A 19,108-nucleotide genomic window follows, 5' to 3' on the forward strand; every position below is an offset into this window, starting at 1 on the left:
TAACAATATCTTAAGGTTTGTAGACCCATGAAACAGTATCTGGACCTGTGTCAGCGCATCGTCGATGAGGGCACCTGGGTAGAGAACAAACGCACAGGCAAACGTTGTCTGACGGTGATCAACGCCGACCTGGAGTACGAGGTCGGTGGCAACCGCTTTCCCCTGATCACCACCCGCAAGAGCTACTGGAAGGCGGCCATCGCCGAGCTGCTGGGCTACCTGAGGGGCTATGACAGTGCCGAGCAGTTCCGGTCCATCGGCTGCAACACCTGGAATGCCAACGCCAACGACAACCCCGCCTGGCTGGCCAGCTCCTACCGCAAGGGTGAGGACGATATGGGCCGGGTGTATGGGGTCCAGGGCCGTGCCTGGCGCAAGCATGACGGCACCCCGCTGGATCAGCTGGCGAAGATTGTCGATGACCTGAGCCGGGGCGTGGATGACCGCGGCGAGATTCTGACCTTCTACAACCCCGGAGAGTTTGAGTTGGGTTGCCTGCGCCCCTGCATGCACACCCACACCTTCTCCCTGCTGGGGGACACCCTGCATCTGACCTCCTATCAGCGCTCATGCGATGTACCACTGGGGCTGAACTTCAATCAGGTTCAGGTGTTTACCCTGCTGGCATTGATGGCGCAGATCACCGGCCACAAGCCCGGCAAGGCCTACCACAAAATAGTCAATGCCCACATCTATGAGGATCAGCTGGAGCTGATGCGGGACGTGCAGCTCAAACGGGAACCCTTCGAGTCGCCGCGGCTGCTGATCAATCCCAAGATCAAGAGCCTTAAGGATCTGGAGACCTGGGTGACCCTGGAGGATTTCCAGGTGGAGGGTTATCAGCACCACGACCCCATCGCCTACCCCTTCTCCGTCTGATTGTCTGCCGCCCCTCTTCGGGGCGGCGTCGTTTCGGCCATATCGAGTCGCGCCATCAGTGGCCCTGAGCCTGTTTGGACCGGTGCTCAGAGGATTTCACTGGTTTGGGGCGCGTCCCATCCCCCGGCCTCGAGCGATTCTTCCATCGGCTCAATCGCAATTTTAAGTGGTGGTTGATGGCCCGCTTTGTGATAGTCTCATCTGCTTATGGTTGGGCTTTGGTTCAGCTTTCCCGAACTATAATAGGTCGGTCTGCACTCCGCAGTCCCCACGCCGCAGCTCTGCGGCACGGTTTCCGGTTTCCGGCCGAGGCATCGGCTGGCTCGTCGATTTAAGGAGAAGCCCTCCCCTAAGGGAGGTCCAGGTTATGGCGCATCTAAATTACAATCACCTCTACTATTTCTGGATGGTTCGCAAGAAGGGTTCGGTCACCAAGGCGGCGGAAGCCCTGTTCCTGACGCCACAGACGGTCACCGGCCAGATTCGTCATCTGGAGCACCGCCTGGGGGGCAAGCTGTTTCGTCGTCAGGGGCGTCAGCTGGTGGCTTCCGACCTGGGGGAACTGGTGTTTCGCTACGCCGACAAGATGTTCAGCCTGAGCTATGAGATGCTGGATCTGCTCAACTACACCCAGGATAAATCCATTCTGTTCGAGGTGGGCTCCTCCGATGCCCTGTCTAAGAGTCTGGCCAGCCGACTGCTGTTGTCGGTGATGCCGGACGACGGCTCCATCCATCTCTGCTGCTATGAGTCCGGTGAAGAGAACCTGATGGAGCGCCTGTCCCAGCACAAGCTGGATATGGTGCTCTCCGGCAGTGACGCCGAGTCGCTGAAGTACCCGGAGATCCTCAGCAAGAAGCTGGGCGAGACCGGCATCAGTTTCTTTTCCCAGGAAAAAGTGGAGGGGCGCTTCCCCGCCAATCTGGATGGGGCGCGCATTCTGATGCCTCACCGAAAGACCGCCCTGGGCCAGCAGCTGCTGCGCTGGTTCGACGAAGTGGGGGTGTCCCCGGTGATCGTCGGTGAGTTCGACGATGCGGCGATGATGAAAGCCTTCGGCCTGTATCGTCAGGGGATCTTCATCGCCCCTACCCTGTATCGGGAGGAGCTGTTGTCTCAGGGAGTACAGTTGGTGGGGGAAACCGTCGACATTACGGAACAGTATCATGTGATGTTCGCCGAGCGGATGATTCAGCATCCGGCGGTGAAGCGGATCCTCGAGACCGATTTCACCGACCTCTTCAGTGGCAAGGAACCGGCCTTCAAACGGTTCAAGTAATCACACAAGGGGCGCTCAGGGCGCCCCTTTTATCAGGAGCAGTATGACCGTTCAAACCAAAGCCTCAGGTCTGGGGCTTATTGTGCTGTTGGGGGCCCTGGCGGGGCTGACCCCTCTGGCCATCGACATGTACCTGCCCGCCATCCCCACCATCGCCGATGAGATGCACGCCACCGTGGCCCTGACCCAGCTGACGGTGAGCTTCTTTCTGGTGGGCTTTGCCGTGGGCCAGCTGTTGTATGGGCCGCTGACCGATGCCTATGGCCGGATGCCGGTGCTGGGGGGAAGCCTGGGGGTGTTTGTGCTGGCCAGCCTGGTCGCCACCTGGAGTCACTCGGTGGAGATGCTGATCGCCGCCCGCTCCCTGCAGGCCCTGGGGGGAGCCGGGGCCTCTGTGGTGGTGATGGCGGTATTGCGGGATCTGTTTCAGCGGGAGAAGTTTGCCCGGGCCATGTCCTTTGTGATGCTGGTGATGAATCTGGCGCCCCTGGCGGCGCCGATTCTCGGGGGTTATCTGCTGCTCCACGGTGGCTGGCGGGCCATCTTCTATCTGCTGGGCGGTTTTGCCCTGGCCCTGATTGTGCTGATGCGGTTGCGGGTGGGGGAGACCCTGCCTCCAGAAGGGCGTCAGCCCGCCGGGTTCAAGGCGGCGCTGTCTCTGTATCGGGCCATCCTGGTCCATGACAGGGTGCGGGTGTACCTGATTGTGGGGACCCTGTTCTCCGCCTCCCTGTTTCTCTTTGTCACCGGCTCCTCCTACGTCTATATCCGCTATTTCCAGGTGCCGGCAGAGCACTTCGGTTATCTGTTTGGCCTGAATATTGTCACCATGATGACCCTGACCACGGTCAACGCCCGTTACGTGGCCAGGGTGGGCACCGCCAATATGATGGTGCGGGGCCTGATGATCACCGCTTTGGGCGCGATCCTGGCCCTGGCCACCTCCCTGCTGAGTGAGCCGCCCCTGTGGGCGGTGGTGGTGCCGATCATGCTGATGATGGGCCCCCTGGGGATGGTCAGTGCCAACGCCACCACCCTGGCCCTGGATGCCTTCGAGGGAGCGGCAGGATCGGTGTCTGCCCTGGGAGGCGCCATGCGTTTCCTGGCCGGCGCCCTGGCTGGTGCCCTGTTGTCACTGGTGCATCCGGAATCGCCCGCCCCCATGCTGGTGGGGATGGCGGTATGCTCGCTGGCGTCATTGGGGTATTATCTGTGGCATCAGAAACACCTGAGCGTTAAGGACGAACAATGAACCAAGAGAGGGAAAGCCTGGCCCGGCTGAAGTGGGCGTGCCGTCGTGGCATGTTGGAGCTGGATGTGTTGCTGGAGCCCTTCGTGGAGAAGCACTACCTCTCCCTGAACCCGCAGCAGAAGGCGGAGTTTGAGCGGCTGCTGACCTGTGACGACCCGGACATGTTTGCCTGGTTTATGGGCCACGAGGCCTGCCCGGATCCGCAACTGGCGGCCATGGTGGCCCTGATCCTGGAGCGCAACCGCGAGCAGTTGCGCTGAGCCGACGTCACCACCTCTGCTTATCGGGGTCAACTATACTGTCCAGATGGTTGATCCCGTTCGTTATCCTTTTCCTGCCCCCAAGACCTATCCCAACTGGCTCAGACTGGCGCTGAGTCTGCTGCTGTTGCTCAGCCTGTGGTTGTGGCCCGAAGACAGGTTGCCCCTGCAGGGCATCTGGCAGTTGGTGCTGGCTCCCTTGGCCCTGCTGCCCTGGCTGGTCAGGGCGCCCGAGACTCAGCCTTTCCTGCTGGCCGAAAACGGTGAGGGGGTGGAGCTGGGCAGTGGTGAACCCTTCCAACTGGACAGTCGCAGCTGGGTGCTGGGCTCAGTGGCGCTGTTGTGGGTACAGCCCGGGGCGCGGCGATGGTGGCTCAGTCGTGAGCAGATGGACAGGGCCGGCTGGCACCGGCTCTGTCGCACCCTGGTCAGGCTCAGGTCGACGGGGCCAGAACCGTAGGGGTGGGGTTATCCTGTTTCTCCGGATAGTCCAGGGTATAGTGCAATCCTCGGCTCTCCTTGCGAGCCATGGCACAGCGGATGATCAACTCGGCAATCTGCACCAGGTTCCTCAGTTCCAGCAGGTCATTGCTGATCTTGAAGTCCGAGTAGTAGTCGTGGATCTCCCCCTTGAGCATCTCCACCCGTCGCAGGGCTCGCTGCAGCCGCTTGTCGGTGCGCACAATCCCCACGTAGTCCCACATAAACAGCCTGAGTTCGTGCCAGTTGTGGGAGATCACCACGTTCTCATCGGAGTCGGTGACCTGGCTTTCGTCCCATTGGGGCAGGTCGGTGATGTTCTCCACCAGATCCAGTCTCTGGAAGATGTCCCGGGCGGCGGCCCGGGCAAACACCAGGCACTCCAGCAGGGAGTTGCTGGCCATGCGGTTGGCGCCGTGCAGGCCGGTGTAGGCCACTTCGCCCACGGCATAGAGGCCGGCGATGTCGGTCTTGCCTTCCAGATCGGTCATCACGCCGCCACAGGTGTAGTGGGCCGCGGGTACCACGGGAATCGGCTGTTTGGTGATGTCGATCCCCAGTCCCAGGCAACGCTTATAGATGGTGGGGAAGTGGCGGGTGACGAACTCCGGGTCTTTATGGCTGATGTCCAGATACATGCAGTCGGCACCCAGTCGCTTCATCTCGAAGTCGATGGCCCGGGCCACCACGTCGCGGGGAGCCAGCTCCTCACGGGAGTCAAAGTCGGGCATAAAGCGGCTACCGTCGGGCCGTTTCAGCAGGGCGCCTTCGCCCCGCAGCGCCTCGGTCAGCAGGAAGTTTCGTGCTTCGGTGTGGTAGAGGCAGGTGGGATGGAACTGGTTGAACTCCATGTTGGCCACCCGGCAGCCGGCGCGCCAGGCCATGGCGATGCCGTCGCCCGAGGAGACGTCCGGGTTGGAGGTGTACTGATACACCTTGGAAGCCCCGCCTGTGGCCAGCACCACGAAGGGGGCGCTGACGGTTTCCACATGCTCTTGGGTGCGGTTCCACACGTAGGCACCCACCACCCGGGTATCGCCGGCCAGTCCCAGCTTGGCACTGGTGATCAGATCCACCGCGTTGTAGCGCTCCAGCAGGGTGATGTTGGGGTGACGGCGGGCCTGCTCCTCCAGGGTGAGCTGAACCTCCTTGCCCGTGGCGTCGGCGGCATGGAGGATGCGGCGATGGCTGTGTCCCCCCTCCCGGGTGAGGTGATAACGGGGTTCGGTCCCGGCCGAGGTGTCCTGGGACTCCTCTTCGTCGAAGTCCACCCCTTTGCGGATCAGCCACTCCAGGGCGGCGCGGGCCTCGCGGGCGGTGAACTCCACCGCTTCTCGGTCACACAGGCCGGCCCCGGCAATCAGGGTATCCTCCACATGGGACTCCACGGTATCCTCTTCGTCGAAGACCGCGGCGATGCCGCCCTGAGCGTAATAGGTGGAGCCCTCGGTGAGGGGGCCTTTGGCGACGACGGTGACCTGGCAGCGGTTGGCCAATTTCAGGGCCAGAGTCAGGCCAGCGGCACCGCTACCGATGACTAAGACATCAGTACTGTGTTCAATCCCGGCTTTCATTAGGTATCATGGGGTTTTGGAAATGTGACCCTATGTTACCCGCTTCCCGTTCCAGCACCAAAATTTCGCGGACAGTGCAGATTTTTCGATCGGATCACAATTTTTTACGAACTTTTACCAGTAGGCGCAGTCTACCTAAGTGCGCGGAGACGAGTAAAAGCAAAATCAGCAGTTTAGTTTATGGGAGAGTGCTCTCAAGTGAGTGAGCCAAACAGCGATCAGCAGCTGGTCGAACGCGTTCAACAAGGTGATAAACAAGCTTTTAATTTGCTGGTGATGAAATACCAGCACAAGGTAGCCAACCTGATAAGCCGCTATGTCAAGAATCAGGGCGATGTCGCCGATGTGGCACAGGAGGCGTTTATCAAGGCCTACCGGGCTCTGCCTAACTTTCGTGGGGAGAGCGCGTTTTACACCTGGCTTTACCGGATTGCGGTGAATACCGCCAAGAACTATCTGGTGTCCCAGGGACGGCGGCCACCTGCAACGGATGTGGACGCGGAAGAAGCTGAGTTTTATGACGGTGCCGATGCACTGAGGGAGCATGCCTCCCCCGAGCGTCAGCTGCTGTCCGACGAGATTAAGAGGGCAGTGTTCAGCACCATAGAAACATTGCCGGAAGAGCTGAGGGTAGCCATCACACTCCGGGAGCTGGAGGGGATGAGCTACGAGGAGATCGCGACTGTAATGGAGTGTCCGGTAGGCACGGTGAGAAGCCGTATCTTCAGGGCGCGGGAAGCGATCGACAAGAGGATTCAACCGCTGTTAGAGCGGTAGTATCAATCAGGGTGAACCATGACAGAACGTAAAGAAGCAGTATCGGCTTGGGTTGACGGAGAAGGAACCGATCTGGACCTCAAGCAGTGGCTTAAGGATGAAGAGATGCAGTCCTCCTGGGGTCGCTACCACCTTATCGGTGATGCGATGCGCAACGAGTTGCCCAAGGAGCTGAATCTGGACATCGCCTCCAGCGTGGCTGCCGCCCTGGAGCAGGAGCCCACAGTGCTGGCGCCCAAAGAGGAACCTAAGTCCTCTGAGCCAAGCCGACGCTCCGTGGTCTCTGGCAAGGTGGTGGAGTTCTCCCGCCGCTTCGGTCAGTACGCCATCGCCGCCACCGTTGCCGCCATCGCCGTAGTCGGCGTGCAGCAATACGGTGCCGAGCAGCAGAACAGTCCTGTGCCTGTACTCAATACCCTGCCGGTTGTGGGCGCTCCCACCCCAGCCAGCTATCAGGCCAACACTCCTGCCGCTCGTCAGGCCCAGGCTCAGAGTGCCGAGGCCCAGGCGATGGAACAGCGCCGCCGGGTGAACGCCTATCTGCGTGACCACCTGTTGCAGCAGCGTCTGAAGGGGCATAATGTGTCCAACGACGATCAAGAGCAAAACTAAGAGGCACGCTTGCGTAAATTCTTGTTTGTAGTGGCATGGTTGCTGGCATTGCCGGCCCATGCCGCTGGCGACGACCCCGCCATCGACTGGCTGCAGAAGATGCAGCACGCCCTCTCCAATACCCAGTTCCGCTACTCCCTGATACACCTGCAGTCGGATCACATCCGTCCCCTTCGCTATCTCCACGGCACCGTGGATGGCAAGGAGGTGGCCTACCTGGAGCACCTGAACGGGCCACAGAAGAATGTGGTCAGAATCGGTGATCAGGTCACCTACCTGGAGCACGACGTCAAACCCTACTCGGTTCGCAGCGCTCGCATCAGCGGCTTTATTCCGCCGGCGTTCGGCACCGGCGTGGAAGCCTTCACCCCCTACTACCAGCTGGCCGTGGGGGGCCGGGATCGGGTGGCGGGTCGCACCTCTCAGGTGGTGCGCATCGTCTCCACCGACAAGTTCCGCTACAGCTACAGCCTGTGGCTGGATATGGAAACGGCGCTGCCCCTGCGTATCGATACCCTCAACGCCGATGGTCAGCTGCTGGAGCAGTATCTGGTGATTGAGATGGCCGCCTTCGATGTGACCCCTCCGGTGTTGGGCAAACTGACCGAAGAGAACTGGCCGCCGGTGCTGGTGAGAGCCAACAGCGATCAGCAGTCTCCCTGGCGTTTCGGCTGGTTGCCTCAGGGGTTCAAACTGACCCATGTGGACCAGCACCGCCTGTTCGGTGTCAATGACCCGGTTCAGTACCTGGCCCTGAGCGACGGCCTGACCGAGATGTCGGTCTACATCGGCCTGGCTGGCCAGGTGGTGATGCCCGAGAGCCTCTCCACCGGCAGCGGCCTCTCCCTGGCGTCTGCCCGCCACGGCGACGTGGAAGTGGTTGTCGTAGGGCGCTTGCCCCTGGAGAGCCTGACCAATGTGGCCAACTCCATCTATCCGGCGGAGTCCGGCCAATGATGGAGGCCCTGGCCCGGGTGGAGTCCTGGGATAAAGGCCAGGTCACCCTGAGCTGGCAGGTGCAGAGTGCCTGCGGCCACTGTTATGAGTCCGACAACTGCGGCACCGGTGTGGTGGCCAAGGGGCTGAATCCCAGGTCTCAGCGCCTGACCCTGCCCTGGAAGCAGCGGCTCAGCCCGGGCACCCAGGTGACCCTGGGGATCCCCGAGCAGCAACTGCTCAGTGCCGCCGCCCTGGTTTATCTGCTTCCCCTGCTAGGCTTACTGGTGGGGGTAGGCGGCACTGCCCTGATGGGTGGCGCCGAACTGTTGGCCCTGGGTCTGGGTTTGGCCCTGGGTGGGGCAGGCTTTATGACAGCCCGGCGTCTGGCAGATTCACTGACACCCACACCGAGAATCATCAAGGTGTTGGGCGCGCCTGCCAAGGAGTAGGTGGCTCTTCTTTGTTGCTGAAGAGGGCACCAATTCCCGGCGGTTACCTATTCCATAGCCGCCGGGGATAAAATCCGTTAAAATCCCCCCCCTGTATCTATCCCTGATAGTTTTGTTCCTGTTGTTTTTGCAAGAAGCGGCCTAGATGAAGCATATTCGTAATTTCAGTATCATTGCCCATATCGACCACGGTAAGTCGACCCTGTCCGATCGCCTGATCCAGGTGTGCGGCGGTTTGAGCGATCGTGAAATGGCGGAGCAGGTCCTCGACTCCATGGATCTGGAGCGTGAGCGCGGCATCACCATTAAAGCGCAGAGTGTGACGCTGGACTACACCGCCCAAGATGGCGAAACCTACCAACTGAACTTCATCGATACCCCAGGACACGTGGATTTCAGCTACGAGGTGTCCCGCTCCCTGGCGGCCTGTGAAGGCGCCCTGCTGGTGGTGGACGCCGGTCAGGGGGTGGAAGCCCAGACCCTGGCAAACTGCTACACCGCCATCGAGATGGACCTGGAAGTGCAGCCGATCCTCAACAAGATCGACCTGCCCCAGGCCGACCCTGAACGGGTGGCGGAAGAGATTGAAGACATTGTCGGCATCGACGCCATGGAAGCGGTGCGCTGCTCCGCCAAGACCGGCGTCGGTATTGAGGATGTGCTGGAGTGCATCGTCAAGACCATTCCTGCCCCCGAGGGGGATCCCGAGGCGCCGCTGCAGGCGCTGATCATCGACTCCTGGTTCGACAACTACCTGGGTGTGGTTTCTTTGGTGCGCATCAAGAACGGTAAGCTGAAGAAGAACGACAAGATCAAGGTGATGAGCACCGGTCAGGTGTGGGGTGTGGACCGTCTGGGTATCTTTACCCCCAAGCAGAAGGACACCACAGAGCTGCTCACCGGCGAGGTGGGCTGGGTAGTGTGTGGCATCAAGGAGATCCACGGTGCCCCCGTGGGCGATACCCTGACCCACGCCAAGCACGGCTCCGATCAGGCTCTGCCCGGCTTCCAGAAGGTGAAGCCCCAGGTGTACGCCGGCATGTTCCCCATCTCCAGTGAAGACTATGAGTCCTTCCGCGATGCCCTGAACAAGCTCTCCCTGAACGACGCCTCCCTGTTCTTCGAACCTGAGACCTCCGCGGCCCTGGGCTTCGGCTTCCGTTGTGGCTTCCTGGGTATGCTGCACATGGAGATCATCCAGGAGCGCCTGGAGCGTGAGTACAACCTGGACCTGATCACCACCGCGCCGACCGTGGTGTATGAGGTTGAGACCACCAAGGGCGAGACCCTGATGGTGGACAACCCGTCGGAACTTCCTCCCCTTAACAACATCGAAACCATTGCGGAACCGATTGTTGAGGCCAACATTCTGGTTCCTCAGGAGTATCTGGGGAATGTGATCACCCTGTGTATCGAGAAGCGGGGTGTTCAGACTAAGATGGCCTATCACGGAAACCAGGTGGCGGTGACCTATGAACTGCCCATGGCGGAAGTGGTGCTGGACTTCTTCGACCGACTGAAGTCCACCAGCCGTGGTTTTGCCTCCCTGGACTACAACTTTGTCCGGTTCCAGCAGGAGGAGATGGTGCGTCTGGATGTGATGATCAACGGCGATCGGGTGGATGCCCTGGCGATGATCACTCACAAGGAGAACGCCCAGTTCCGTGGCCGCCAGTTGGTGGAGAAGATGCGTGAACTGATTCCCCGCCAGATGTTCGATATCGCCATCCAGGCTGCCATCGGCAACCAGATCGTGGCGCGCAGCACCGTCAAGGCCCTGCGTAAAGATGTGACCGCCAAGTGTTATGGCGGTGACGTCAGCCGTAAGAAGAAGCTGTTGCAGAAGCAGAAAGAGGGTAAGAAGCGGATGAAGCAGCTGGGTAATGTTGAGGTGCCTCAGGAGGCCTTCCTGGCGGTACTCAAGGTAGGAGATTAATCGCGCATGGCGGCACTGTTTTCCCTGATCCTGGTTCTGGTCACCCTGGGGACCGGCCTGGTCTGGCTACTGGATAAGTTTTACCTGGCGCCGCGGCGCCAGCAGAAGCTGGCGTTTGCCAGCGAGCAGACCTCGGGGGAGCTGCCTGAGGAGGCCAGAGACAAACTGGTTCAGGAGCCCTGGCTGGTGGAGACCTCCAAGTCCATCTTCCCGGTGATCGCCTTTGTGCTGGTGCTGCGCTCCTTCCTGTGGGAACCCTTCCAGATCCCGTCAGGCTCCATGATGCCCACCCTGCTGGTGGGCGACTTCATCCTGGTAAACAAGCATGAGTACGGCCTGCGGGATCCTGTGTTCCGCGCCAAGTTTTGGGAGAACAACGACCCCCAGCGCGGTGACATCATCGTCTTCAAGTATCCCAAGGACACCCGTGTCGACTACATTAAGCGGGTGATTGGCCTGCCCGGTGACCGTGTGGTGTACCGCAACAAGACCCTCTATCTGCAGCCCAAGTGTGAGGCGGGTGTGGCCAAGTGCCCGGGTCTGGAGCAGGTGCAGTCTGCGGAGCTGAATCGGGATGAGTTCTTCCAGAACGGCACGCCGCTGACGCGCCTGGGTGAAGACCTGGCCGGGGTGGAGCACGACATTCTGATAAACCCGCGTCGCCCTGAGCCCCTGCGCTACTACTACAAGCAGCAGGGCCGTCAGACCGGCGACTGGGTGGTGCCCGAGGGCAGCTACTTTGTCATGGGTGATAACCGTGACAACAGCACCGACGGCCGTTTCTGGGGTTTTGTCCCCGAGGAGAACCTGGTGGGTAAGGCCACCGGCATCTGGATCTCCTTCGAGTTCGATCGTGAACGCGACAGTGTGCTGCCCTCCTGGGTACCCACAGGCGTTCGCTTCAGCCGTATTGGCGGAATTGATTAAAGGTTAGCAGTGGCTGATTTACAACGATTGGTGAGGCTGCTGGGCTATGAGTTTCAGCAGCCTCAATTATTACAGCAGGCCCTGACCCACAGAAGTGCGGGCAGTCGCCACAATGAGCGTCTCGAGTACCTGGGAGACGCGGTGCTCTCCATGGTGGTGGCCGAAGACCTGTACCACAGGTTCCCCAAGGCCCCCGAGGGGGAGATGACCCGGATGCGGGCGACCCTGGTCAAGGGGGCCACCCTGGCGGAGATCGCCCGGGAGCTGAATTTGGGTGAGTACATCAAGCTGGGGCCGGGTGAGATGAAGTCCGGCGGTCATCGCCGCGAGTCGATTCTGGCCGATGCGGTGGAAGCCATTCTCGGGGCGATCTTCCTCGACGGCGGCATCGAGTCCTGTAAGCCGGTGTTGCTGGCGTTGTGGAAGCCCAGACTGGATGCCATCCAGCCCGGTGCCGGTCAGAAGGATCCCAAGACCCGTCTGCAGGAGCTGCTTCAGTCCCGTCGCAAGCCCTTGCCGGTCTATGAGGTGATCACCGTCACCGGTGACGCCCACAATCAACAGTTTACTGTCCACTGCTCCGTGTGTGAGCTGGACGAGCCCGTGGTGGGCACAGGCAGTTCCCGTCGCAAGGCGGAGCAGGATGCCGCCGCCCGGGTCCTGGAGGCACTGGAATCATGACAGACACCACTTACTGCGGCTTCGTCGCCATCGTCGGCCGCCCCAATGTGGGCAAGTCGACTCTGCTGAATCGCCTGCTGGGGCAGAAGGTGAGCATCACCTCCCGCAAGCCTCAGACCACCCGTCACCGCATCATGGGCATTCATACCGAAGGCCCCCGCCAGGTGATCTTCGTGGACACTCCCGGATTACACATCGAGGAGAAACGGGCGATCAACCGCCTGATGAACCGCGCCGCAGCCAGCTCCCTGGCGGACGTTGAGCTGGTGCTGTTCGTGGTGGAGGGGACCAAGTGGACCCCGGATGACGAGATGGTGCTGAAGAAGCTGCGCCGTGGCGGCGAGCACCGCAAGACCGCCCTGGTGGTCAACAAGATCGATCAGGTCAAGGACAAGGAGGAGTTGCTGCCTCACCTGCAGCAGCTGCAGGAGCGCTTCAACTTTGACGCGGTGTTCCCGGTGGCCGCTGGCAAGGGCGGCGACATCGCCCCCATCATGGATCTCTCCCTGGCCAGTGTGTCCGAGTCCATTCATTACTTCCCGGAAGACTACGTCACCGACCGCAGCCAGCGCTTCATGGCGTCGGAGATCCTGCGTGAGAAGCTGATGCGCTTCATGGGGGATGAGTTGCCCTATGCGGCCACCGTGGAGATCGAGCAGTTCAAGGTGGACGAGAAGGGCACCTACCACATCAATGCCCTGATCCTGGTGGAGCGTACCGGCCAGAAGCGGATGGTGATCGGCAACAAGGGTGAGAAGATTCGCACCATCGGCCGTGAAGCGCGCATCGAGATGGAGAAGATGTTCGACACCAAGGTCTATCTGGAGACCTGGGTGAAGGTGAAGTCCGGCTGGGCAGACGACGAACGTGCACTGCGCAGCCTGGGGTATGGAGACGACTAAGATGGAGCCGGGTTGGCAGTCTGCCTATCTGCTGCACGCCCGACCCTATCGCGAGCGCAGTCAGCTGATCACCCTGCTTACCGAGCAAGAGGGTAGGGTGGCGGCGGTGGCGCGCACCTCCGGCAAACAGGGGGGCCTGATGAAGGCCGCCCTGCAGCCCTTCCAGCCTCTGAAGGTCTCCCTGACCGGCCAGGGCTCCCTCAAGACCTTAAAGGGGGCCGAAACCCTCTCTCTTCCGGTTCCCCTCTCCGGTGATAAGCTCTACTGTGGTTTGTACTTCAATGAATTGGCGGTACGATTGCTCTCAGAGCTGGCTCAGTGCACCGAACTGTTTCAGGCCTACCATCAGTGTCTGCTGACCCTGGCCGCCGAGGAGGAGCACGAGTCGGTGCTTCGCTACTTCGAATGGGCCTTGCTGACTCACCTTGGGGAGGCGCCGGCCCTGAGCCGGGATGTCACCGGCGAGCCATTGGTGGCCGATTGCTGCTACGCCCTGGTGGCGGAACAGGGGTTCGTCCCTGTGGGCCATGACCGGGGTTACCTGGGGGCGATGCTGCTGGCTCTGGCTCAGCAGCAGCTGGCACCGGAACACCTGGCCCAGGCCAAGCACCTGGCCCGGACCCTGCTCAGGCCACACCTGGGCAACAAGCCCCTGCGCAGCAGGGAGCTGTTTATGAAACGAATCAACAACAAGGACTAGGCATGAGTATTCTTCTAGGGGTCAACATCGACCACATCGCCACCCTGCGTCAGGCCAGGGGCACCAGCTACCCGGATCCGGTTCATGCGGCGGCGGTGGCGGAGCACGCCGGTGCCGATGGCATCACCATTCACCTGCGGGAAGATCGTCGCCACATCATCGACCGGGATGTCTACCTGCTGGCCCAGACCCTGAAGACCCGGATGAACCTGGAGATGGCGGTAACCGAGGAGATGCTGGCCATCGCCCTCGAGGTGAAGCCCACCTATGTCTGCCTGGTGCCTGAGAAGCGTGAAGAGCTGACCACCGAAGGGGGCCTGGACGTGGCCGGTCAGTTGGACAAGATGCTGGACGCGGTGTCTCGTCTGAATGAGGCGGGCATCAAGGTGTCGCTGTTTATCGATGCGGACAAGACCCAGATCGACGCCGCGGTGAAAGTGGGGGCTCCCTACATCGAGATTCACACCGGTGCCTACGCCGATGCCGAGACCGAGGCAGAAGCCGAGGCTGAGCTGGCCCGCATCCGCGAAGGGGCAGCCTACGCCGCCTCCAAGGGGCTGATCGTCAACGCCGGCCACGGCCTTAACTACCACAACGTCAAGCCCATTGCCGCCATCCCGGAGTTCTATGAGCTCAACATCGGTCATGCCATCATCGCCCGCGCCGCCATCGACGGCCTGGACCTGGCGATTCGGGACATGAAGCGTCTGATGCTGGAAGGGCGTCAGGGGATCTGATGAGCATCAAGGGTCTGGGCACGGACATCGTTGAGATTGAGCGGGTAGAGGCCCAGTTTCAGCGACTGGGAGAGAAGTTTGCCAAGCGCATCCTTACGCCCAATGAGCTGGAGGAGCTGGCCCGCTCCAAGGCGCCGGCGAGGCTGCTGGCCAAGCGCTTCGCGGTTAAGGAGGCGGCGGGCAAGGCCCTGGGCACCGGCATCGGCCGCGGGGTCTCCTTCCAGCACATCGAACTGGGTCACAACGCCGACGGGGCGCCGCAGCTGATCCTCACCGAGGGAGCCCTGGCCAGGATGCAGGCCCTGGGGGCGGAACAGGCTCACATCAGCCTGGCGGATGAGCGCCGCTATGCGGTGGCCACGGTGATTCTCAGCTGACGCCCTGTCTCAGAAACCAAAAAGGCCACCTCAGGGTGGCCTTTTTGATGCTGGGAGAATCAGAATTTTACTTCGGTATTGAACCCCAGCACCGTCAGGTTCTGTTGCTGCTGTTGCTGAAACTGCAGGTCGACAGAGAGGGTGAATCGACCCATCTGGATGCCGGTGCCGACTCGGGCGCCCAGGCCCTGGTCAATCTCACGGGTCAGCCAGGGGGACTCCTGACGGGTGAGGCTGAGGGAGGTCTGAGTGTACCAGGGGCTGTCTCCCCACTGGGTCTGCAGGGTCAGGGGAATTTGACTGAAGCTGGGATCCTGGGTGACCAGGGTAGGCGCCTTGACCCAGTGCACCTCGGCACTGGCGGCGTGGGTCCACATGGTCAGCAGCAGGGTCGCTGCGGCCAAGATTCTGTGCATCACCTCTCCTCCCTGAAAAATGAAAGACCGGTTCGGCGGGCCGATCCGGTCTTTGAGTATAGAAGAGATTTTTGCCTTTGCTATTTTGCCTGCTCAACCTTCACCGTGGTGACCATGCTCTCATTGGCGTCCAGCACCTCAATCTGGTAATCGCCTATGGTCAGCCGGGTGTGCACCTTGGGGATCTCCTCCAGGGTCTCCAGCACCAGGCCATTGAGGGTCTTGGGGCCATCGGTGGGAAACTTCCAGTTCATCTCCCGGTTCATGTCACGGATATTGATGCTGGCGTCCACCTCGTAGCTGCCGTCCTCATTGCGGTTGATCTCGTCGCTGACCGCTGGCTGCAAGCCTGTGGTGAAGTCGCCGACAATCTCCTCGAGAATGTCCTCCAGTGAGACCAGCCCCTGGATGTCGCCATACTCGTCCACCACCAGTCCGAGGCGCTCCTTGGCCCGTTGAAACTTCAGCAGCTGCACGTTCAGCGGCGTGCCCTCAGGCACATAGTAGATCTCCCGGACCTCCCGCAGCAGGGTGGCCTTATCGCTCACCTCCTGATCCCGGGTCATCAGCCTGAGCAGATCCGACAGGTGCAGGAAGCCCACCACATCGTCGATGTTGTCCCGGTAGAGCAGCACCTTGGAGTGGGGGCTGTGGGTCAACTGCTTCATCATCTTCTTGAAGTCGTCGTTGATGTCGATGGCATAGAGCTCGTTTCTGGGCACCATCACGTCCTCCACCGTCACCTTCTCCAGGTCGAGGATGGAGACCAGCATCTCCCGGTGGCGCCGGGGGATCATGGCACTGGCTTCGTTGAGCACAGAGCGAAGTTCGTCGGCGGAGAGATCGTCCCCATCCCCATGGAGGGGGCGCACGCCGACGATGGAGAGCAGGGCATTGCTGATGCTGTTGACCAGCCACACCAGAGGGTAGAACAGGGTCATCAGCGGGCGCAGCACCACGCTGTTGGGGTAGGCCAGTTTTTCAGGATAGAGGGCGGCCAGGGTCTTAGGGGTGACCTCGGCGAAGATCAGCACGATAAAGGTGAGGGCCCCGGTGGCCACCGCCGGTCCCCAGGCACCGAACCAACGCTGACAGACTATGGTGGCCAGTGAGGCGGCCGCCAGGTTGACGATGTTGTTGCCGATGAGGATAAGGCCGATGAGCCGGTCTGGGCGTTCCAGCAAGCGCTCTGCACGGCTGGCACCCTTATGACCCTGCTGACTGAGGTGTCTGAGGCGGTAGCGGTTGAGCGACATCATCGCGGTTTCCGTACCGGAGAAGAAAGCGGAGAGGCAGATTAGGACAGCCAGGGCGATAAGCAGGCTGTCGGTGGATATCTCGTCCAAGTCAGGGCAATCCTATTAGGCGGCTGAAACTGTAGAGTCGGGAAATGGCTGCCTCCTGTCAAGAGGCAGCCTCGTGGCTCAGCCGATGAGCAATTCTCGCACCAGCCGGTTGCCGAAGTAGGCCAGGGTCAGCAGGGTGACACCGGACATGGAGTAGATGATGGCGCTGCGGATGCGAATCCCCTGAGTGCGGTGACGCAGCAGCATGGTGCCGTACACCAGCCAGGCGGCAATGGCGAAGATCGCTTTGTGGGCCTGACCGCTGCCGAAGAAGCCTTCCAGGAAGATAAAGCCGGTGAGCAGCGACAGGCTCAGCAGTGCAAAGCCGATCATCACGAAGTGATACAACTGCTTCTCTACGGTCATCAGAGGCGGCAGCGGTGACTCCAGCATCAGCTTGCGATCCTTGAGTCGGCGGTTGATGCTGGCCAGCTGAATGGCGTACAGGGCGGCAATCAGGAACACCGAGTAGGCCAGCAGCGAGGTGCCCACATGGGTAAACAGCGCGGGGTCATTAAACAGGTAGCCCTCGTTCTGGGGCAGCAGCACCATGCCGGCGGCACCGAAGATGCCACAGATATAGACCGCGGGCACCACCACGATCACCTTGATGCGGGTCAGCATGATGGTGATGGCGGTGGTGATCATCAGCATCACCATAGAGGCGGTGTTCACCAGGCTGTAGTGCTGGGCACCATTCTCCAGAATCTGCGGAACCAGGGCGGCCCCGTGGCAGAGTACCCCTACGGCACCGGCGATGGTGGCCAGCTTGCGATTGGGCCCCTGCGGGTGCAGCAGTTTGCTGGCGACCAGGTAGAAGGCCAGGCCGTAGCCAATGATTGCGCTGATGGCAAAAAACTCCATAGTGCCTCTTTACCTCACAAAAATAGATATCGATCGGGGAATGCTCCCAATTTCCCAAGCTTATCATGCACTCCGGGCTTTGGGCAGCGGCTAGATTCCCAATTTGATTGGTGAATTTTGTCTGTTTGTGACAGGTGATCCCCTGGGTTGGTTCCCCAGGAGGGCAGCGGCGGTTTGTGTTTGTCTCTGGCGCACCGTTATAATGCCGAGCGATTGATCATTAACCGATGCTGCAGGCGATGTTCCAGAATTTATCCGAACGCTTGGGCCAGACGCTGAAGAACATCAGCGGCCGTGGCCGTCTTACTGAAGACAATATTAAAGAGACCCTGCGCGAAGTGCGCATGGCGCTGCTGGAAGCCGACGTGGCTCTGCCGGTGGTTCGCGACTTCGTGTCCAAGGTGCGTGAGCGTGCCGTGGGTACCGAGGTTTCCAAGAGCCTGACTCCGGGCCAGGCCTTCATCAAGATCGTTCAGAGCGAGCTTGAGGCGGCCATGGGCCAATCCAACGAAGCCCTGAACCTGGCCAGCCAGCCACCGGCCATCGTGATGATGGCGGGTCTGCAGGGTGCCGGTAAGACCACCAGTGTGGGTAAGCTGGCCAAACAGCTGAAAGAGCGTGAGAAGAAATCTGTTCTGGTGGTCAGTGCCGACGTCTATCGTCCTGCGGCCATCAAACAGCTGGAAACCCTGGCCGGTGACATCGGTGTGGAGTTCTTCCCCTCTGACGTGAGCCAGAAGCCGGTGGACATCGCCAATGCGGCGGTGGACCACGCCCGCAAGAAGTTCATCGATGTGGTGATCGTCGATACCGCCGGTCGTCTCCACGTCGACTCGGACATGATGGATGAGATCAAGGCGCTGCACGCCGCCATCAACCCGGTGGAGACTCTGTTCACCGTGGACGCGATGACGGGTCAGGATGCCGCCAACACCGCCAAGGCCTTTAACGAAGCCCTGCCGCTGACCGGTGTGATCCTCACCAAGGTGGACGGTGACGCCCGTGGCGGTGCCGCCCTCTCCATCCGTCACATCACCGGCAAGCCGATTAAGTTCCTGGGTGTGGGTGAGAAGACCGACGCCCTGGAGCCCTTCCATCCGGACCGGGTGGCTTCCCGCATCCTGGGTATGGGTGACGTGCTCTCTCTGATTGAAGAGGTGGAGCGCAAGGTCGACCGCAGTCAGGCGGAGAAGCTGGCCAAGAAGCTGAAGAAAGGTGAAGGGTTCGACCTGCTGGACTTCCGCGACCAGCTGCGTCAGATGCACAACATGGGCGGCATGATGGGGATGCTGGAGAAACTGCCCGGTGTCGGACAACTGCCCCCCGAAGCACTGGCCCAGGTGCAGGATGACAAGATGACCCGCCAGATGGAGGCGATCATCAACTCCATGACCCCGGGTGAGCGTGCCCGTCCCGACATCATCAAGGGCTCCCGCAAGCGCCGCATCGCCGCCGGTTCCGGTACCCAGCTGCAGGATGTGAACCGTCTGCTCAAGCAGTTCACCCAGATGCAGAAGATGATGAAGAAGATGAAGGGCGGCGGCATGAAGAAGATGATGCGCGGTATGGGTGGCATGCTGCCCCCAGGGATGAAGATGCCCCGCCGCTGATTCCAGCGCCCAGACTTCCGGCTGCTACACTCGGTTGTGGTGGCCACAGAACCGCCGAAATGGTTGCAATGCGCTTGCATTCAGGTAAAATCGGCGGGCTTTCTACCTTGG

21 protein-coding genes are annotated in these 19,108 nt (G+C 60.7%); 17 read left to right on the forward strand and 4 right to left on the reverse strand.

The window, feature by feature from the left end; translation table 11 throughout:
- The first annotated feature begins 27 nt into the window (after window positions 1-27).
- The 5 genes from QUE41_RS04110 (at window position 28) to QUE41_RS04130 (ending at window position 4,130) form a co-directional block, all read left to right on the forward strand.
- Entirely contained in the window at window positions 28-879 is an 852-nt protein-coding gene (locus QUE41_RS04110; protein WP_286341667.1) for a thymidylate synthase, read from the forward strand.
- A gap of 367 nt (window positions 880-1,246) precedes the next feature.
- On the forward strand, window positions 1,247-2,158 hold the full coding sequence (gene nhaR / locus QUE41_RS04115) for a transcriptional activator NhaR (RefSeq protein ID WP_028108688.1): 912 nt from the start codon (window positions 1,247-1,249) through the stop codon (window positions 2,156-2,158).
- A 43-nt stretch (window positions 2,159-2,201) separates the two neighbouring features.
- The gene (locus QUE41_RS04120) at window positions 2,202-3,410 is read left to right on the forward strand and encodes a Bcr/CflA family multidrug efflux MFS transporter (RefSeq protein ID WP_286341668.1); all 1,209 of its coding nucleotides are present in this window, start codon (window positions 2,202-2,204) and stop codon (window positions 3,408-3,410) included.
- Window positions 3,407-3,670, forward strand: coding sequence for an FAD assembly factor SdhE (locus QUE41_RS04125; protein ID WP_286341669.1), 264 nt, complete (start codon window positions 3,407-3,409; stop codon window positions 3,668-3,670). The genes QUE41_RS04120 and QUE41_RS04125 overlap by 4 nt, the downstream gene beginning before the upstream one ends.
- A 46-nt stretch (window positions 3,671-3,716) precedes the next feature.
- Window positions 3,717-4,130: a protein YgfX gene (locus QUE41_RS04130; protein ID WP_286341670.1), complete on the forward strand. Its 414-nt coding sequence runs from the start codon at window positions 3,717-3,719 to the stop codon at window positions 4,128-4,130.
- Here QUE41_RS04130 and nadB read toward each other — a convergent pair.
- Window positions 4,105-5,724 (reverse strand): L-aspartate oxidase, encoded by a 1,620-nt coding sequence (gene nadB, locus QUE41_RS04135; protein ID WP_286341671.1) that lies wholly within the window; start codon window positions 5,722-5,724, stop codon window positions 4,105-4,107. The genes QUE41_RS04130 and nadB overlap by 26 nt on opposite strands.
- A 198-nt stretch (window positions 5,725-5,922) precedes the next feature.
- Here nadB and rpoE point away from each other — a divergent pair, with 198 nt between their 5' ends.
- The 11 genes from rpoE to acpS all read left to right on the forward strand — a co-directional run bounded on the left by rpoE (window position 5,923) and on the right by acpS (window position 14,761).
- On the forward strand, window positions 5,923-6,501 hold the full coding sequence (gene rpoE, locus QUE41_RS04140) for an RNA polymerase sigma factor RpoE (RefSeq protein WP_286341672.1): 579 nt from the start codon (window positions 5,923-5,925) through the stop codon (window positions 6,499-6,501).
- A gap of 18 nt (window positions 6,502-6,519) precedes the next feature.
- Window positions 6,520-7,113, forward strand: a complete 594-nt coding sequence (locus QUE41_RS04145; RefSeq protein WP_286341673.1) for a sigma-E factor negative regulatory protein — start codon at window positions 6,520-6,522, stop codon at window positions 7,111-7,113.
- Between the two features lie 9 nt (window positions 7,114-7,122).
- Window positions 7,123-8,070 carry a MucB/RseB C-terminal domain-containing protein gene (locus tag QUE41_RS04150; RefSeq protein ID WP_286341674.1) on the forward strand — a complete coding sequence of 316 codons (948 nt, stop codon included), beginning with the start codon at window positions 7,123-7,125 and terminating at the stop codon, window positions 8,068-8,070.
- Window positions 8,067-8,501, forward strand: coding sequence for a SoxR reducing system RseC family protein (locus QUE41_RS04155; RefSeq protein ID WP_286341675.1), 435 nt, complete (start codon window positions 8,067-8,069; stop codon window positions 8,499-8,501). Before QUE41_RS04150 ends, QUE41_RS04155 begins: the two co-directional genes overlap by 4 nt.
- 145 nt (window positions 8,502-8,646) lie before the next feature.
- Window positions 8,647-10,437: a translation elongation factor 4 gene (gene lepA, locus QUE41_RS04160; RefSeq protein WP_286341676.1), complete on the forward strand. Its 1,791-nt coding sequence runs from the start codon at window positions 8,647-8,649 to the stop codon at window positions 10,435-10,437.
- 6 nt (window positions 10,438-10,443) lie between these two features.
- Window positions 10,444-11,364: a signal peptidase I gene (lepB, locus tag QUE41_RS04165; protein ID WP_286341677.1), complete on the forward strand. Its 921-nt coding sequence runs from the start codon at window positions 10,444-10,446 to the stop codon at window positions 11,362-11,364.
- Between the two features lie 9 nt (window positions 11,365-11,373).
- Window positions 11,374-12,045: a ribonuclease III gene (gene rnc, locus QUE41_RS04170; protein WP_286341678.1), complete on the forward strand. Its 672-nt coding sequence runs from the start codon at window positions 11,374-11,376 to the stop codon at window positions 12,043-12,045.
- Window positions 12,042-12,947, forward strand: coding sequence for a GTPase Era (gene era, locus QUE41_RS04175; protein ID WP_286341679.1), 906 nt, complete (start codon window positions 12,042-12,044; stop codon window positions 12,945-12,947). Before rnc ends, era begins: the two co-directional genes overlap by 4 nt.
- A 1-nt stretch (window position 12,948) precedes the next feature.
- Window positions 12,949-13,647, forward strand: a complete 699-nt coding sequence (gene recO / locus QUE41_RS04180) for a DNA repair protein RecO (protein WP_286341680.1) — start codon at window positions 12,949-12,951, stop codon at window positions 13,645-13,647.
- Window positions 13,648-13,649: 2 nt separating this feature from the next.
- Window positions 13,650-14,384: a pyridoxine 5'-phosphate synthase gene (pdxJ, locus tag QUE41_RS04185; protein ID WP_286341681.1), complete on the forward strand. Its 735-nt coding sequence runs from the start codon at window positions 13,650-13,652 to the stop codon at window positions 14,382-14,384.
- Window positions 14,384-14,761, forward strand: coding sequence for a holo-ACP synthase (acpS, locus tag QUE41_RS04190; protein WP_286341682.1), 378 nt, complete (start codon window positions 14,384-14,386; stop codon window positions 14,759-14,761). Before pdxJ ends, acpS begins: the two co-directional genes overlap by 1 nt.
- Before the next feature lie 59 nt (window positions 14,762-14,820).
- On the opposite strand, the gene QUE41_RS04195 is transcribed toward acpS, so the two are convergent.
- From QUE41_RS04195 to QUE41_RS04205, 3 genes are all read right to left on the reverse strand, one after another.
- A complete protein-coding gene (locus QUE41_RS04195) occupies window positions 14,821-15,177 on the reverse strand; it encodes a hypothetical protein (protein ID WP_286341683.1) in 357 nt (118 codons plus the stop codon).
- An 80-nt stretch (window positions 15,178-15,257) separates the two neighbouring features.
- Window positions 15,258-16,523, reverse strand: a complete 1,266-nt coding sequence (locus QUE41_RS04200) for an HlyC/CorC family transporter (RefSeq protein ID WP_286341684.1) — start codon at window positions 16,521-16,523, stop codon at window positions 15,258-15,260.
- Window positions 16,524-16,601: 78 nt separating this feature from the next.
- A complete protein-coding gene (locus QUE41_RS04205; RefSeq protein WP_286341685.1) occupies window positions 16,602-17,387 on the reverse strand; it encodes a cytochrome C assembly family protein in 786 nt (261 codons plus the stop codon).
- Window positions 17,388-17,626: 239 nt separating this feature from the next.
- Here QUE41_RS04205 and ffh point away from each other — a divergent pair, with 239 nt between their 5' ends.
- Complete coding sequence (gene ffh / locus QUE41_RS04210; RefSeq protein WP_286341686.1) at window positions 17,627-18,997, forward strand: signal recognition particle protein; 1,371 nt, start codon at window positions 17,627-17,629, stop codon at window positions 18,995-18,997.
- The last annotated feature ends 111 nt before the right edge of the window (window positions 18,998-19,108 follow it).

This window comes from Ferrimonas sp. YFM (genome assembly GCF_030296015.1).
Lineage (GTDB): Bacteria > Pseudomonadota > Gammaproteobacteria > Enterobacterales > Shewanellaceae > Ferrimonas.